The following is a 16776-nucleotide window of genomic DNA, read 5'->3' as shown; positions in this document are numbered from 1 at the left end:
CATATGATACCTAAAAACGAATACGCCCCTTATTTTGAACAATATTTAAAATTAGTCGCTGTAGTTGAAAAATCTATCGTAGAAAATTTAGAAAGCTCTCAAAACGAATTTGATACTTTATTAACAGGTTTGCCAAAAAATAAGCAAGAATTTAGTTACGAGGAAGGCAAGTGGAGCATAAAGGAAGTGGTGCAACATATTATAGATACAGAAAGAATTTTTAATTATAGAGCATTGTGTTTTGCTAGAAACGATAAAACAAATTTACCAGGTTTTGATCAGGATATTTTTGTTAATAACGATAATGCAAATGATAGAGACTTTGCAGAGATGTTAGAAGAAATGCAAACTCTAAGAAAATCTACCATACAATTGTATAATAGTTTTTCTAAAGAAGCATTGTTAAGAATAGGCGTGGCATCAGAAAATAAAATGTCTGTTAGGGCTTTAGGCTATCTTTTTTCTGGTCATCAAAAACACCATGTAAATATCTTAAAAGAACGGTACTTAAAAGATTAAATCAGTTATAATCTGGTATTTCTCTTAAGAAAATATAAGCCTCATTTTCAAAATCCATTTTGCAATAGTAATGTTGTAAGCCGTTGGTAACTATTAAATAATTTGCTTTTAATGCCAAATTGTAACGCGCAATTTGGTCAAAAGTATCTTGTGTTATTTTTATAGAAGGCGCTTTGCATTCTACAATAATATCATGCTTTCCATTTTTATCAAATATTAAAATATCTGTTCTTTTTTTTCGGTTATTAATTGTGAATTGTTTTTCTAAAGCAATTAAAGATTTTGGATATTTTTTAGTTTCTAATAAAAAATAAACAAAATGTTGACGAACCCATTCTTCTGGAGTTAAAACCAAGAATTTTTTTCTCAAAATATCAAAAATGAGCGTCTTATTTTCGCTATTTTTGATTTTGAAGTGAAATGAAGGTAAATTCAACTTTTGCATTGCACAAAAATATCAATTATTTTCAGTAAAATCTGTCACTTTTGGTTGAAAACATTTTTCAATTTAATTTATGAATGAAATAAAAACAATTGTTAGCGATATTAAAAAGGGCAATTTAAAACCCATTTATTTTTTAGTGGGAGACGAGCCTTATTATATAGATAAAATTTCTGATTACATAGAACAAAATGTTTTAGATGAAGCAGATAAAGGCTTTAATCAGCAAATTATGTATGGTAGAGATGTATCTGTAGAAGAAATTGTGGCTGCTGCAAAACGCTACCCAATGATGGCAGAAAGGCAAGTAATTATTGTAAAAGAAGCCCAAGATTTAAGTAGAAATATAGAAAAATTAGTTGCGTATGCAGAAAACCCACAACCTACAACTGTTTTAGTTTTTAATTACAAATACAAAAAATTAGACAAGCGTAAAAAGTTACATAAAGTTATTGCAAAAAATGGAATTGTTTTCCAAAGTAATAAATTAAAAGATTACCAAGTATCAGATTGGATCCGTAGAGTTTTAAGTGGTAAAAACTATAAAATAGAACCCAAAGCTGCACAAATGCTTTTAGAATTTTTAGGGACAGATTTAAGTAAAATCTCTAACGAATTAAGTAAATTAATGTTAATTCTGCCCCAAGAGACCATTATAACAGACCTACATATAGAGCAAAATATTGGAATTTCTAAAGATTTTAATAATTTTGAATTGAAGAAAGCGGTAGGTGAAAAAAATATAGTTAGCGCAAATAGAATTATCAACTACTTTATAGAAAATCCTAAGAAAAACCCAATTGTAATGACTATTTCTTTACTAAATAGTTTTTTTACGCAATTATTACTTTTTCATGGTTTAAAAGATAAATCTAAAAGCACTGTTGCCAAAAAATTAGGAATAAACCCTTATTTTGTGGACGAGTATTTTGTAGCTGCAAGAAATTATCCTATGAGAAAAGTGGCGCAAAATATAGCATTTCTTAGAGAGGCAGATGTTAAAAGTAAAGGAGTTGGAGCAAATAATACTACAGCAGATGTTTTAAAAGAATTATTATTTAAATTGATGCATTAAAAAAAAAGCTATGAAAAACATTTTTGAAAAAGAGATTGTAAAAGAAGTAATTGCCAGAATAGAAAACTTAACAGCAGAAACCAAACCTAATTGGGGTAAAATGAATGTACAACAAATGTTAGCACATTTATGCGTACCCTATGAGATGGTTTACACTCAAAAACATGCTAAACCAAATGCATTGGTAAAATTATTTTTAAAACTTTTTATTAAAAAAGCCGTAGTTTCTGAAAAACCATTTTCTAAAAATGGCAAAACTTCGGCACAATTTAAAATTACAGATGAGCGTTTTTTCGAAGAAGAAAAGCAAAGGTTAATTGGTGCACTTATTAAAACTCAAGAATTAGGGACGTCTGAATTTGAGGGCAAAGTATCAGATTCTTTTGGAGCTTTAACAGCCAAAGAATGGAATACTCTTTTTTACAAACATTTAGACCATCATTTAACCCAATTTGGTGTTTAAAATATTTTAATTATTAATTTCAATTTTAGAATTGCTATCTTTTAATAAATCCATATAATGTTCAGATTTAAAAACATTGCTATTAAATCTAGACGTTCTGTTTCGTCCTTCCTTTTGTCTTACAATAGATCTTGTAAAGCGTCTAATTTGTGCTTCTGAAGTTAAAATAATACCTGGTGTAGGCGTACTTTTTCCAAATTCATCTTTAGCAACCATGGTAAAATAAGAAGAATTACAATGTTTTGTTTCTCCTGTTCTTATGTTTTCAGATTCAACCCTTAAACCAACAACCATAGATGTTCTTCCAGTAAAATTTATAGAAGCTTTCATGGTAACCAATTCACCAACCTCAATGGGATTCAAAAAATCTACCTTGTTTACAGAAGCAGTAACACAATAGTTTTCTGAATGTTTAGACGCGCATGCAAAGGCAATTTGATCCATTAAATTTAAAATGTGGCCTCCATGAATTTTTCCACTAAAATTAGAGTGAGATGGCAACATTAGTTCTGTAATTGTTATTTGAGAATCTTTAATATATTTAAACTTTTTAATCATCTGTATGGTTTTTACTTCTAAAATGAGGAGATTGTTCTTGTGTTACTGCTGTTATAAAATATTTGGTATCTCCTAACCAAAAAAAAGTTTTATAACGTTCTTTGTAAGATAATTTTACATACCTGCCTTGATATTTTTGCAGCTTTTTAATTACCTCCATATTTTTATCTTCAACAGAAAAAGAAAAAGTTTGAGCTCCAGAAATACCTTGACTTATTTCTCCTTCCCAAGTTTTTACCAAAACCCCTTTTCTGCTTATTTTTATTAATTCGCCAGATCTAAATCCATTACTATAGGTTATAAAATAGATAAAACAGTAATAAAGTGCTGTTATAATTAGTATTGTGGTAAGTAATACGCCTATAATTTTTTTCATGGCTCAAAAATACAAATCTATTTTCAGGTTTGTTTATAATATTTAACCAATTATTTCTCCTCTTTAAAGGTATATATTCCCTTTCAATAGTTTTTTATTTCTAAAAATTATTAATTATAGTTACTTTGTCGCTGTCAATCACAGGGTTTTAAAGTTTATGTGCTTTTTTAACAAAAGTTTACACCTTTAAAATAAAGTTTTTGTGTAAGTTTCAAATCGTTAATCGACAAATTTCAAATAATTTCACTTTAATTTAAATCATTATGAAAAAAAACTACTTTTTTAAATTTTTACTTTTAGCAATACCTGTATCTGCTTTTTTACTTATATCAAGTTCTGGCGGAAGAACAGATGGACGTTCTGGATCTCCCGGAGATGGAGGCAATACTTGTGCTCAATGTCATAGTGGAGGGGATTTTGACGCTTCTGTAGAAATTACATCAGATATACCTGTAACTGGTTACGAATTAAATAAAGATTATACTATTAATGTAAACACAACATCTTCTTCTAATACACATGGTTTTCAGTTAGTTGCAGAAACAGACGCTAATGTTAAAGTAGGTGCATTTACTGCAGGAAATGGTTCTAGAGTAAGCGGCGACAGAATTACACATTCATCACCATCTTCTTCTGGAGATTGGTCTTTTACATGGAGATCTCCAGCAACAGATTTAGGTAAGGTAACTTTTTATACAGCAGTAAACGCGGCGAATGGAAACGGAAGTGCTTTCGATGGACAGGATCAAGTTGTTACAGCAAATTCTGCAACACCTTCTTTAAGTATAGCAGAAGCAAACCGTTTAGAATTTAGTAGTTTTCCAAACCCTGCAACAGACAGAATAACGTTACAATTGCCAACTGGTACAGAAAATGCTAAAGTAGGGTTTTATGATGCTGTAGGTAGATTGGCATTAACACGTAATATTTCTGATGCAAATAACAGTATTAATGTAAATTCTTTGTCTAAAGGAATTTATCTTTTAAAAGTATCTACTGCAGACAAAATAGGAACACAAAGGTTTATAAAAAATTAATTTTTTAGGAATTCAAGTTTAAAAACCGATTGCATTTGGCATTCGGTTTTTTTTATGACTATTTTAAACTAAATTTGTGTTTTTAAAAAAGCAAAATGAACTACATTTTATTTGATGGTGCTGTTAGAAATGCACTCTTACCATTTACATATACCAAACCAGTAGCAGATATTAGAATAGGTATTTTAACGATAAGAGAAAAGTGGGAAAAATATTTAGGTTTAACTACAACTACCATAACAGAAGAGTATTTAGAAGAAAAATATCCTATGGTAGAAATGGCAGAAAACATTTTAATTAATGCCTCTTTTTGTCCTACGGAATCTTTAATAGAAAAGATAAAAAATCTTTCTGAAAATGAAGCGATTTTTAAAGGAGATGATGTTGTTGCTTTTTTTTCTACGGATAAACAAGAAGAAGTAATTTTTGAAGATTACAAGCAAATCGAATTTGAAGAAGATTTAATTCAAATAAAAAACACTTGGGATATTTTTACGTTTAATGGTAAAGCAATTCAACAAGATTTTAAATTAATTACGGCAGGTAAAACATCACAACCTATTCCAGAAACGGTACAAGTTTTAAACAAAGAAAATATTTTTATAGAAGAAGGTGCGCAAATTACATTTGCCACTTTAAACGCTACAGAAGGCCCTATTTATATAGGTAAAAATGCCACAGTTATGGAGAACGTAGCTGTAAGAGGTCCTTTTGCAATGTGCGAGAATGCAGTGCTTAAAATGGGTGCAAAAATTTATAAAGATACTACTGTAGGTCCTTTTTCTAAAATAGGAGGTGAGGTAAGTAATGCAGTAATTTTTGGCTATTCTAGTAAAGGACACGATGGTTATTTAGGGAATTCTGTAATTGGAGAGTGGTGTAATTTAGGAGCAGATACTAATAATTCTAATCTAAAAAATAATTATGCTGAAGTAAAATTGTGGAGTTATGAAACCGAACGTTTTGCAAAAACAGGTTTACAGTTTTGTGGTTTAATGATGGGAGATCATTCTAAATGTGGTATTAATACTATGTTTAATACAGGAACCGTTATTGGCGTTAGCGCAAATCTTTTTGGTAGTGGTTTTCCTAGAAACTTTGTACCTTCTTTTAGCTGGGGTGGTGCAGCAGGTTTTACAGAATACAAAACCAATAAAGTTTTTGAAGTGGCAACAGCCGTAAAGAAGAGAAGAAATTTAGATTTTGATGCAATAGAACAACGCATCTTAGAAAGCGTTTTTGAGCAAACCGCAAAATATAGAAACTATTAGTTTTTAGAAGTAATTTTTTAAAACATACTTTTTTCTACTACTTTACTTTTCAATTTCTTAAAATCATATAGTTTATGATCTAATAAATGAGATGGAAATACATTTTGTAAAGCATTCATCATAACAGCTGTGGTATTGGGTCTTTCAGCTTCCCAACTAGTAATCATTTGTTTTACTTTTTTACGTTGTAAATTTTCTTGAGAACCACATAAGTTACAAGGAATTATAGGAAATTTTTGATCAGCAGAATAGTTTTCTATATCACTTTCTTTACAAAAAGATAAAGGCCTTAAAACTTCTAAATCACCAGCATCATTTAAAAATTTTGGAGGCATCGTTTCTAATTTCCCAGCAAAAAGAAAATTCAGTAAAAAAGTCTCTAAAATATCATTGCTATGGTGGCCCAATGCAATTTTATTACAACCCAAATCTTTTGCAGCCTCATATAAAGTTCCTCTTCTTAAACGAGAGCACAAACTACAGGTGGTTTTACCTTCTGGTGTTTTTTCCATAACAACTTTATAGGTATTTTTTTCAATAATTTTAAAATTTACGCCTAGGTTGGTTAAATATTTTGGTAGAATATGTTCAGGAAATCCAGGTTGTTTTTGATCTAAATTAACGGCAATAATTTCAAAAGAAATGGGCGCTACTTTTTTAAAATGTAACATCATGTTTAGCAGCGTATAACTATCTTTTCCACCAGAAAGACACACCATTATTTTATCTCCATTTGCAATCATAGAAAATTGTTGAATGGCTTCTGCAACCGCTCGTTGTAACTTTTTTGTAGTTTGCTTATTGTTTTTCATCTAGGCAAAAATAATGGTTAGCAATTAATTTTTTAATTTTAAACCATCATAAATTTCATCATTAATTAAAAAATAACGAATGTAAATATCTACCAGGATAAAAAGTAAATGCGCCAGCAATAACAATTGCACCAAAATAAAGCAGTATCATTTTTCGTTTATGCGTTTTTATGTCTCCTTTTCTAGCAGCAAAAAAAGCTGTGGGAATGCTGTAAAAGGTAAGCACGCTAAAAAGATGAATCCAACCAAAATGATTTAAAAATTTAGGCCCAACTTGTGCTTTCATAAATAAGGTTATAAAAGCAGTAATTAGCATTAAAATCATATATAATTTACCCATATTCTTATGCAATTTTGTTCCTTTTTTTATCAAAAGTAAAAGTGCACCAATTAAAACACAGGGTAAAACTGTTATTAAATGTGCAAACATTAAATAATTAAAATTCATTTTATACTTTTTGTTCTAAGATAATGTTTTAAGATTAATATATTTTTTGTTTGGCATAACAATTGTTTTTATAGTATTGATAATCGAGAATTTATTTTATATAAACTTAATTATCAGTACTTTAAAAATAATAAATACACGTTGTTTTTTAGTTTTCTAAAATGCAATGTCAGTATGACAGATATATAGCACATGAGCAAACCAAAAGTAATGAGATTAGACAATATGTCGCTTCAAAATATGTTGAATGAAGATTCTGAGTTGATACCTTTAATGACTCCAGAAGATGAAGAAATCATTAATAATGAAAGCGTACCAGAAACCTTACCAATTTTACCTTTAAGAAACACCGTTTTATTTCCAGGTGTGGTTATACCTATTACTGCTGGTAGAGATAAATCTATACAATTAATTAAAGATGCCAACAAAGGCGATAAAGTAATTGGGGTTGTAGCTCAAAAGAATGAAGAGGTAGAAGAGCCAACTTTAAAAGACATTAACACAACAGGTGTTGTTGCACAGATTTTACGTGTCTTAAAAATGCCAGATGGCAACACAACGGTTATTATACAAGGTAAAAAACGTTTTGAAATAGATACAATTATTCAAGATACTCCATATTTAAAAGCAACCGTAAAAGAAGCCGTAGAAGATAAAGATATAGCAGATAAAAAAGAGTTTGAGGCTATTATAGATGCAGTTAAAGAGCAGGCATTAGAGGTAATTAAAGAAAACCCAATGTTACCATCAGAAGCATCTTTTGCACTAAAAAATATAAAATCAAATTCTTTTTTAGTCAATTTTATATCTTCTAATATGGATTTGCCTGTGGCTAAAAAGCAAACTATTTTAGAGCAAGATAATTTAAAAGAACGTGCTTTATTAACCTTGAAAAATTTAAATAAAGAGCTTCAAAAATTAAAGTTGCGTAATGATATTCAATCTAAAACAAGAGAAGATTTAGATCAGCAACAAAGAGAATATTATTTGCATCAGCAATTAAAAACCATACAAGAAGAATTAGGTGGCGTTTCTAATGACCAAGAGTTAGAAGAAATGCGCTTAAAAGGAAAAACTAAAAAATGGAATAAAGAAGTTGCTGCCGTTTTTGAGAAAGAATTAGGACGTTTAAAACGTATGAATCCGCAAATGGCAGAGTTTGGCGTGCAAAGAAACTATTTAGAGTTAATGCTAGAATTGCCTTGGGGAGAATATACAGAAGATAAATTCGATTTAAAAAGAGGTCAAAAAATACTAGATAGAGATCACTTTGGTCTAGAAAAAGTAAAGGACAGAATTATAGAACATTTGGCTGTTTTAAAGTTAAGAAAAGATATGAAATCGCCAATAATTTGTTTGTACGGTCCTCCAGGAGTTGGTAAAACTTCTTTAGGAAAATCTGTAGCAGAAGCTTTGGGTAGAAAATATGTGCGCATGTCTTTAGGCGGTTTAAGAGACGAAGCAGAAATTCGTGGCCATAGAAAAACCTATATTGGGGCAATGCCTGGGCGTTTAATTCAGAATTTAAAAAAGGCAGAAAGTTCTAACCCTGTTTTTGTTTTAGATGAAATTGATAAATTAGGGCAAAGTCATCAAGGAGATCCTTCATCTGCAATGTTAGAGGTTTTAGATCCAGAACAAAACGAAGCTTTTTATGACAATTATTTAGAAGTTGGTTACGATTTATCTAAAATTCTATTTATTGCAACTGCTAATAACTTAGGTCAAATTCCCTGGGCTTTAAGAGATAGAATGGAAATTATAAATGTTACAGGTTATACTTTAGAAGAAAAAGTAGAAATTGCCAAAAGACATTTATTGCCTAAACAATTAAAAGAACACGGTTTAACAACCAAAGATCTAAAATTAGGTAAAGCACAAATAGAAACAGTTGTAGAAGGTTATACAAGAGAATCTGGAGTAAGAGGTTTAGAAAAGCAAATTGCAAAAGTGGTACGTTTTGCCGCAAAATCTATTGCATTAGAAGAAGCTTATGAAATTGCATTAACTACCAAAAAAGTAGAAGAAATTTTAGGCACACCAAGAAATAGAGATAAATATGAGAATAATGGTGTTGCAGGTGTAGTTACAGGTTTAGCATGGACAAGTGTTGGTGGAGATATTCTATTTATAGAATCTATTTTATCTAAAGGAAAAGGAAACCTTTCTATTACAGGTAATTTAGGTAAAGTTATGAAAGAATCTGCAACAATTGCCCTAGAATATATTAAAGCAAACGCAGAAACGTTTGGTGTTAAACCAAAAATTTTAGAAAACTACAACGTGCATATTCACGTTCCAGAAGGTGCAACACCAAAAGATGGGCCAAGTGCAGGTATTACCATGTTAACCTCTTTAATTTCCTCTTTTACTCAACGCAAAGTTAAAAATAAACTAGCCATGACTGGCGAAATTACCCTACGTGGTAAAGTGTTACCAGTTGGCGGAATTAAAGAAAAAATACTAGCAGCTAAAAGAGCAAATATTAAAGAAATAATTCTGTGTGATGATAATAGAAAGGACATCTTAGAAATTAAAGAAAGCTATTTAAAAGGGCTTACTTTTCATTACGTAACAGATATGAAACAAGTTATAGATATTGCTTTAACAAAACAAAAAGTTACCAATGCTAAGAAATTAGATTAAAAACAAAAGCCTTTAGAAATCGTTTAATTTTTAAAGGCTTTTTTTTTGGAGCTATTTCCAGCTTTCCACTATATCTTTTTTTTAATTTAGACATTTTAAAATAGTTATAGCTTTATAAATAACAGCAGTTTTTTTACAGATACTAAAGGCTATTTATCAAAAAAAAGGATGCCGTTTCAATCCGGGCTAGACTTTTTAAGAAGCTTTTATGATTAGAAAAGTTTTACTTTCTATGTATATATGAGACAAAAAGCGGAGTGTGAAATTATAGATTTAAACATAAATTACAATAAACAAACAAATTAAAAATTATTTCTCACATTGATAAGAATAATAAAAATAGGTGTTTTCCTCTTTTTTTGTGATAGTAAAAAGTACTATTTTCATAAAAAATTATTTAAATGAAAAACTTACAGAAAAAACTTTGCATTAATTCCATTTATTTTATTTTTAATGGGATGCCAAAAAGAAGAAGAATTCATAGAGAACACTAGCTCAATTAATACATTAGAAGAAAGTGAGAATTATGGCGAATATAAAGAAATATACTACCAAGGTTTTTTAGTAAATCATAGATTTACTGCTACAGAAGAAGAATTAAAGCAGGAATATTCAAAAGAAAATTTATGATAAAATAATATTTAAAATGTTACTAGGTATTGTGAGGTATAAATATAAATAATAAAGAAGCATTAATACCTTTAAATAACGATATTGGAATAACAAGTTTAGATGATTTAAATAGTGATACATTACTACCTAACGACCTTTGTGTTCGTAAAGTATACACTACTGTTCTTTTGGATAATTGTTATTATTCAAAAAATATTAATTTTAATCCTAATAATCGATAATGAGAAAAATATTTTTTATAATTTTTACAATAATAATTAGCCTTTCATGTGAAAACACTAATGTTGAAGATGAATATGACGGTTTTGAAATAAAATTCATAAATCAGACAAATTTTATCTATGATGTAGAAGACAAATTGGCTTTAGGTAATGCAACCAAATTAAATACTTTAGAAGAATTACTTAATATTTCAGATGTAGTAACTTTACATGTAGATGATAATGCTGCCAATAAAAATTTCTTCGGAGAAAAAGAAATCTCTCAAATGAAAGAAGGCGCACATTTGGTAAACTTAGCAAGAGGTTTTGTAGTAGATATTCCTGCTTTAGTTGCTGCTCTTAAAAGTGGTAAATTAGCAGGTGCTGCAGTAGATGTATATCCAGAAGAGCCAAGAAAAAATGGCGAATTTTATACAGAATTAAAAGGCTTGCCAAACGTAATTTTAACGCCGCATGTTGGTGGAAGTACAGAAGAAGCACAAAGAGATATAGCAGATTTTGTACCAAGTAAAATTATGGCATATATAAATTCTGGTAACACTGTAGATGCTGTAAATTTCCCAAACATTCGTTTACCAAGACAAACAAATTCACATAGATTTTTACATATTCATAAAAATGTATCTGGTGTAATGGCTAAAATAAATAAGATTTTAGCAAAATATAATCTAAATATAAACGGGCAATATTTATCTACAGACCCAAAAGTAGGTTATGTAATTACAGATTTAGATAAAGAATATAACAGAGAAGTTTTAGAAGAATTAAGAGCTGTAGAAGGCACAATTAAATTTAGAGTGTTGTATTAGATTCTTAAAGTCATTGCGAGGTACGAAGCAATCTGTTCATTAAAACTACATATTATAAATACCTTTCAGTTTTTTAATTGAAAGGTGTTTTTTTTGAACCTATTTCCAGCTTTCGGCACTCGCTTCACGCCCAAAAGCGTGAGAGCTCAAACAAAGCCTCTATCTGGGGTAAACCTTTTTATGAGCTATAGTTTTTAAGAATTAAACAAGTGTTTTTTAAGAATATTCTAACAAAATAAAATTAAAATTACTATATTAGATTAGAAGTTAAATTATTGCTAGAAAAAAAAACAGGTGTTTTCCCTCTTTTTTAACATTAATTAAGTTTATATGTTTGTAAAAAAATATAATTTATGAAAAACTTACAGAAAAAACTTACAGAAAAAACTTACAGAAAAAACTTACAGAAAAAACTTACAGAAAAAACTTTCTATTAATTCCATTTATACTACTTTTCTTTTTAATGGGATGCCAAAAAGAAGATGAGTTTATAGAGATATCTAGTTCAACTAACTTATTAGAAGATACTAAAAACTATGGTGATTCTAAAGAAATTTACTATCAAGGTTTCCTTGTAAATCATAGGTTTTCTGCTACAGAAGAAGACTTAAAAGAAGAACACACCTTAGAATATCTAAAAATACTTTATAATAAATTAAGAAATACTACTGCAAAAGGTACGCAAGCAAAAACTCAACAAATAGAAGAAGAATTACCTGGCCCAAATGCAATATTAGAGGCTTCTAAAGTGGTATTGGTTAATTTTCCTTACGAAAAAATTGAAAACTATAATTCAGTAGGCTTGGAAGATGAAAATTCACTAAATGTGGACATGGTGATTTTTGATTTTGATAACTTTACAGATGAAGATATACAGCCTAATAATCAGGTTATAGATGAATATTATTCTCAGAATTTAGATTATATGGTGTTATTAGAAATTGCAAATAATCCTACAATTTATGACCATTTAGACAATAAACATAGTACACTTTCTAAAACTAATAATGAAACTATTATTGCTTTGTGTACAATTTTATCCGCAAGTGCTAGCGGGTTTGGTTGGGTAAGAGCATCTATTTCTTATCACTTAGCTGGATCAAGATCAGTGGAATGGTCTTCTGATCAGTATCCAAATTTACCAAATGGCGATTCTAGAAGAGATGCTTACAGACACATTTTGTGGAACTCTTTACTAGCTCAATATTATTTTACAGTTTCATCTAAAATGAGTCGGTTAAGTTTTGCTAAATTAGTCACTGATGCAAGAGAAATAGGGCTTTGTTCTAATACTAACGCAGTTGATTCTAGGCAGATGGATTTACATAATAATTTTATAGGGAGAGAAATTTGGAATGATAATACTACTTATCGTAAATTGTTTGGTTGGATAGTTGGTTTAAGGAAACCGAGTAAAACAGATTTGAAAAATTATGCTTTTAATAAAGTAGAAAAACAGAGTTGCTATATAGTTGCCAAAAGATTTTTAATAGAATCAATAAAAAATTTAAATTTCACAGAGCTTGAGGTAAAAAATAAAATATTAGAACAAAATAATAATTTAGCTGTCTATATAAGAGGGCCAATAGCAGCTAAAAGATATAACACTCAAACAACTTATGACTATTCCAATTGTTCTAACCAAGAATTTTCTTATCTCGATCTTGAAACCGGTATAAATGATTCTAATAGCAACAATAATGATCTAGTAGAAAATGTTAACCCATTAATTGATATTGTTGTGGATTTGGATTGCCCAGTAGTAAATACTACAACAATTATAATTAATGCCTGCTTTATATCTAAAGACGCTAACTTTAATCCTTATTAAAATGAAAAATGTATTAATATTTTTTTTAATTATATCTTTTTTTTCTTGTGAAGACCCTGGAGGAGAAAAAGAATTTGAAGGGTTTCAATTTAGTTTTAGTAATGCTACAAATAAAGAATTAAACGCTAAAATTATAATTGCAGGTAAATTTAATGGTGTATTTATACCCACAGATTCTACAACAGTTAAGGGTATTAAAGCAGGTATAAACAATTCTCCACCATTTTTTGTTGATGAAAAAAGGTGGAAACCAAATCTAGCAAAAATTATAAATATACCTTCAGATAGGTGTTATTTTACCTTGAAATTGTCTGATAATAGAACAGAAATGGTGGGTAGATTTCAATCTAGTGAATTATTTAGTTTGTTAGTTATTGATAAAAGTAATTTCATTGGAGATGAAGGAGATATTATTATTTCTATAACTGATGAAGAAATCACAGCATCAACAGTAGCTGAATAAAGTTAATAAAAAAAATAGATTCTCTTTCAATCACATCAAAGAAAATATAACTCTTAGAATAAATTAAAATATAAAAATTATGAAAAAAACATTAATATTAGTAGTCCTTTTAGTAGTTTCTTTTAGTTGTACTAATAGTATGGAAGACCCCATAGAAGTTGTGCCACCAGTAGTAGTAACAAGTCCAGTAATTGGCGAATGGAAACTAATTTCCATAACAGCAATGGGACAAAATTTTATTAATGATTGTAAATCTAAAGATAAAATAGAAGTACGTACAAACAAAACCTTTACAATTACAAATCATTTTGAAGATAATAATTGTGCTATTCAAACGAGTTCTGGTACTTGGAGGGATAATTTAAATAGTACTTTTAATTTTTCAGTAGCTGGAGACACACAAGTTTTTACATTAACTTCAGATAACTTATTAACTTTTAGCTTTCAACAAGAGTCAGAAACTATTGTGTATTCTTATCAAAAATAACGTTTAGTTTTATATTAAAATCTAGTCCTCACAGGTTTTTGAAACCTGTGAGGACTTTTCATTTAAAACATTTACGTCTTTGCTAGAAAAAAATAGCAATAATCTAAAACTTAATTTTTTTCTTTCAAATCTAAAATCATTTTATCTTTTACATCCAAATAACGTTTGCTTCCTAAATATCTGTTTTTATTAAATTCATCATAATTTGGTTGTGTTTTGTCCATAGAAGAAATATGCACATTTCCAGAAGCATGTATAAATTCTTGTTTGCCGTTTCCTAACCAAATACCAACATGGGTAACACGTTGTTTTTTTTCTGAAGTTGCTTTTTTACCAAAAAATAATAAATCTCCTTTTTGTAAATCAGAAAAACCTAGCTTTAAATCTACTTTTTTTCCTGCATTTATTTGCTGAGAAGCATCTCTAGGAATTACAAAACCATTCATTAAATACACCATTTTTGTAAAACCACTACAATCCATTCCTTTAGCAGAAGTGCCTCCCCACAAATAAGGAAAACCTTGCATAGCTTTAGCAGTTTTTTCAATATTATTTTTGTTGTATGCTAAATTGTTTAACCAATTATCATATAATAATCCTTCACTTTTTTTGACAAAACCAGTTCTATTATCAGGATATTTTACTGCATAAAAAGAAGTATCTTCAGAGAGATATTGTAAAAGACCACCTAAAGAAATATCAGAAATAATGTTAGATTCTTCATTTTTATCAGCATATACAAATCCAAAATTTTTAGTAAAAATCACTTTTTTAGAGTTTTTCCAAGCATCAAATTCTTTTTTGTTCATTTTGGTAATTCCACCTTTATCTACCCAAGAAATATAATTATCTGGAGTTTGAATTCTATAAAAATCACCTTCTTTATCTAAAACTCTTAAAGACATGCCTAACAAACCTTGTGTGCCTAATTCTGCAGAATGTTTGGGTTTAGAGCGAATGTTTATTACAGAATTTCTAGCCACAGCATACATTTTATCTCCAATAATTTCATCTGGTAAAACACGAATTTTATCTATAAAATCTACATCTAAAGACTTTAAACTATCTAAAAGTTTTTGATATCCTTCTTTAGAATCTGTAATTCCATAAGCAACAATTTTACTGTTTTTAGTTTTAAAATTAATATCATAAATAGCCACACGTTTGTCTGGTGCAAATTCGTTTTTAATCGCACTATGTATGCTTTCTAGTTGTTCACTAAGTTTATTTTTATTATTACAGGCAGTGCTTATTAATAATAAAACTAAGGCAAAAGTTTTCAGAAATTTTGTCATTTTATATTCTAAATTGATAAAAAATAAAGGTAGTAATTTATTTAATTCTAAATTCAGATTGTTTTATATTTGATAACAAGCATTTTTTAGAATGAAGTATCAAAATAATTTAGCGTTTGCACAAAAATTAGATAAAGAAGACAAGCTTGCTTATCTAAGAGAAAAATTTCATATTCCTAAAGATAAAGAAGGCAAAGATTGGTTGTATTTTACGGGAAATTCATTAGGATTACAACCTAAATCTACCAAAGAATATATCAATCAAGAACTAGAAGATTGGGCAAATTTAGGAGTAGAAGGTCATTTTGAGGCAAAAAATCCGTGGTTGAATTATCATGAATATTTAACAGGAAAAATGGCCAAAATTGTAGGTGCAAAACCTATAGAAGTTGTGGTTATGAATACACTTACCACAAATTTACATTTGTTAATGGTTAGTTTTTACAGGCCTACAAAAACAAAATATAAAATTGTAATTGAGAGTGATGCTTTTCCTTCTGATAGATATGCTGTACAATCTCAATTAAAATTTCATGGTTTTTCTGAGGACGATGTTATAGAATGGAAACCAAGAAAAGGAGAGGAATTATTAAGAATTGAAGATTTACAAACAATAGTTTCAGAACAAGGAGAAGAAATTGCGTTATTGTTAATTGGTGGCGTAAATTATTATACAGGTCAGTTTTTAGATTTAAAAAAAATAGCAGAAATTGGGCATGCTAAAAATTGTGTTGTTGGTATTGATTTGGCTCATGGAGCAGGAAACATTCAACCTAATTTACACGACTCTGGAGTAGATTTTGCAGCTTGGTGTACCTATAAATATTTAAATGCTGGACCAGGAAGTTTATCTGGAGTTTTTGTGCATGAAAAACATTCAAAAAATAAAGAAATTCCGCGTTTTGCAGGTTGGTGGAATCATAACAAAACAACGCGTTTTAATATGAGACAACCTTTTGATGTTATGGAAGGCGCAGAAGGCTGGCAATTAAGCAATCCACCAATATTATCTATGGCAGCCATAAAAGCATCTTTAGATTTATTTGATGAGGTTGGAATGGACACTTTGCGAGAAAAATCAGAAAAATTAACAGGTTATTTTGAGTTTTTAATCAATGCAATTGGTTCAGAAGATATAAAAATCATTACACCAAAAAACTCAAAAGAAAGAGGTTGTCAATTATCTATTCGGGTTAAAAATGCAAATAAAAGTTTACATAAAAAACTAACAGAACATCATATAATTACAGATTGGAGAGAGCCAGATGTAATACGTTGTGCACCAACACCAATGTATAATTCTTTTGAAGATGTATATAGAATGGTTAAATTTCTATCCTTAATTCTTTCTAAAGGAAAGGAAACAAATACCGAAAATTAAACAAATAAA

The 16776-nt window shown here is 29.2% G+C and carries 17 protein-coding genes and 1 pseudogene; 12 read left to right on the top strand and 6 right to left on the bottom strand.

All coding sequences use genetic code 11. The features are described from left to right. Positions 1 to 3: 3 nt before the first annotated feature. Positions 4 to 519 carry a DinB family protein gene (locus tag Q0762_RS06975; protein WP_298765222.1) on the top strand — a complete coding sequence of 172 codons (516 nt, stop codon included), beginning with the start codon at positions 4 to 6 and terminating at the stop codon, positions 517 to 519. A 1-nt stretch (position 520) separates the two neighbouring features. Here the strand turns inward: Q0762_RS06975 and Q0762_RS06970 are convergent, their stop codons facing one another. Further along, positions 521 to 964, bottom strand: coding sequence for a type I restriction enzyme HsdR N-terminal domain-containing protein (locus tag Q0762_RS06970; protein ID WP_298765220.1), 444 nt, complete (start codon positions 962 to 964; stop codon positions 521 to 523). A gap of 70 nt (positions 965 to 1034) precedes the next feature. On the opposite strand from Q0762_RS06970, the gene holA reads away from it, so the two are divergent. Both holA and Q0762_RS06960 read left to right on the top strand, forming a co-directional pair. After that, a complete protein-coding gene (holA, locus tag Q0762_RS06965) occupies positions 1035 to 2036 on the top strand; it encodes a DNA polymerase III subunit delta (protein WP_298765218.1) in 1002 nt (333 codons plus the stop codon). A 10-nt stretch (positions 2037 to 2046) separates the two neighbouring features. Then, a complete protein-coding gene (locus Q0762_RS06960) occupies positions 2047 to 2499 on the top strand; it encodes a DUF1569 domain-containing protein (RefSeq protein WP_298765216.1) in 453 nt (150 codons plus the stop codon). Positions 2500 to 2505: 6 nt separating this feature from the next. On the opposite strand, the gene Q0762_RS06955 is transcribed toward Q0762_RS06960, so the two are convergent. Both Q0762_RS06955 and Q0762_RS06950 read right to left on the bottom strand, forming a co-directional pair. Next, complete coding sequence (locus Q0762_RS06955; RefSeq protein ID WP_298765214.1) at positions 2506 to 3057, bottom strand: acyl-CoA thioesterase; 552 nt, start codon at positions 3055 to 3057, stop codon at positions 2506 to 2508. Beyond that, positions 3050 to 3433 carry a 6-phosphogluconate dehydrogenase gene (locus tag Q0762_RS06950; protein ID WP_298765212.1) on the bottom strand — a complete coding sequence of 128 codons (384 nt, stop codon included), beginning with the start codon at positions 3431 to 3433 and terminating at the stop codon, positions 3050 to 3052. The genes Q0762_RS06955 and Q0762_RS06950 overlap by 8 nt, the downstream gene beginning before the upstream one ends. A gap of 263 nt (positions 3434 to 3696) precedes the next feature. Between Q0762_RS06950 and Q0762_RS06945 the strand changes: the two genes are divergently transcribed. Then, a complete protein-coding gene (locus Q0762_RS06945) occupies positions 3697 to 4470 on the top strand; it encodes a choice-of-anchor V domain-containing protein (RefSeq protein ID WP_298765210.1) in 774 nt (257 codons plus the stop codon). 95 nt (positions 4471 to 4565) lie between these two features. Further along, positions 4566 to 5741 (top strand): GlmU family protein, encoded by a 1176-nt coding sequence (locus Q0762_RS06940; protein WP_298765208.1) that lies wholly within the window; start codon positions 4566 to 4568, stop codon positions 5739 to 5741. Between the two features lie 17 nt (positions 5742 to 5758). Here the strand turns inward: Q0762_RS06940 and ttcA are convergent, their stop codons facing one another. Together ttcA and Q0762_RS06930 are read right to left on the bottom strand one after the other, a co-directional pair. Further along, positions 5759 to 6553, bottom strand: coding sequence for a tRNA 2-thiocytidine(32) synthetase TtcA (ttcA, locus tag Q0762_RS06935; RefSeq protein WP_298765206.1), 795 nt, complete (start codon positions 6551 to 6553; stop codon positions 5759 to 5761). 61 nt (positions 6554 to 6614) lie between these two features. Further along, positions 6615 to 7001 carry a DUF2306 domain-containing protein gene (locus Q0762_RS06930; protein WP_298765204.1) on the bottom strand — a complete coding sequence of 129 codons (387 nt, stop codon included), beginning with the start codon at positions 6999 to 7001 and terminating at the stop codon, positions 6615 to 6617. A gap of 192 nt (positions 7002 to 7193) precedes the next feature. Here Q0762_RS06930 and lon point away from each other — a divergent pair, with 192 nt between their 5' ends. The 6 genes and pseudogenes from lon to Q0762_RS06900 all read left to right on the top strand — a co-directional run bounded on the left by lon (position 7194) and on the right by Q0762_RS06900 (position 14091). Then, on the top strand, positions 7194 to 9647 hold the full coding sequence (lon, locus tag Q0762_RS06925; RefSeq protein ID WP_298765203.1) for an endopeptidase La: 2454 nt from the start codon (positions 7194 to 7196) through the stop codon (positions 9645 to 9647). Positions 9648 to 10100: 453 nt separating this feature from the next. Next, positions 10101 to 10277, top strand: coding sequence for a hypothetical protein (locus tag Q0762_RS06920; RefSeq protein WP_298765201.1), 177 nt, complete (start codon positions 10101 to 10103; stop codon positions 10275 to 10277). 343 nt (positions 10278 to 10620) lie between these two features. Then, positions 10621 to 11310: pseudogene (locus Q0762_RS06915) on the top strand (NAD(P)-dependent oxidoreductase); the annotation flags it as partial. Between the two features lie 463 nt (positions 11311 to 11773). Continuing rightward, positions 11774 to 13141 carry a hypothetical protein gene (locus Q0762_RS06910; protein ID WP_298765199.1) on the top strand — a complete coding sequence of 456 codons (1368 nt, stop codon included), beginning with the start codon at positions 11774 to 11776 and terminating at the stop codon, positions 13139 to 13141. Position 13142: 1 nt separating this feature from the next. After that, positions 13143 to 13604 carry a hypothetical protein gene (locus tag Q0762_RS06905; RefSeq protein ID WP_298765197.1) on the top strand — a complete coding sequence of 154 codons (462 nt, stop codon included), beginning with the start codon at positions 13143 to 13145 and terminating at the stop codon, positions 13602 to 13604. 79 nt (positions 13605 to 13683) lie between these two features. Then, positions 13684 to 14091: a lipocalin family protein gene (locus Q0762_RS06900; RefSeq protein WP_298765195.1), complete on the top strand. Its 408-nt coding sequence runs from the start codon at positions 13684 to 13686 to the stop codon at positions 14089 to 14091. Between the two features lie 110 nt (positions 14092 to 14201). Here the strand turns inward: Q0762_RS06900 and Q0762_RS06895 are convergent, their stop codons facing one another. Beyond that, the gene (locus Q0762_RS06895) at positions 14202 to 15386 is read right to left on the bottom strand and encodes a C40 family peptidase (protein ID WP_298765194.1); all 1185 of its coding nucleotides are present in this window, start codon (positions 15384 to 15386) and stop codon (positions 14202 to 14204) included. A 91-nt stretch (positions 15387 to 15477) separates the two neighbouring features. On the opposite strand from Q0762_RS06895, the gene kynU reads away from it, so the two are divergent. Then, on the top strand, positions 15478 to 16767 hold the full coding sequence (gene kynU / locus Q0762_RS06890; RefSeq protein WP_298765193.1) for a kynureninase: 1290 nt from the start codon (positions 15478 to 15480) through the stop codon (positions 16765 to 16767). Positions 16768 to 16776 lie beyond the last annotated feature (9 nt).

Source organism: uncultured Polaribacter sp. (assembly GCF_947495205.1).
Taxonomy (GTDB): domain Bacteria; phylum Bacteroidota; class Bacteroidia; order Flavobacteriales; family Flavobacteriaceae; genus Polaribacter.
This window is presented reverse-complemented; position numbering and strand designations above follow the sequence as displayed.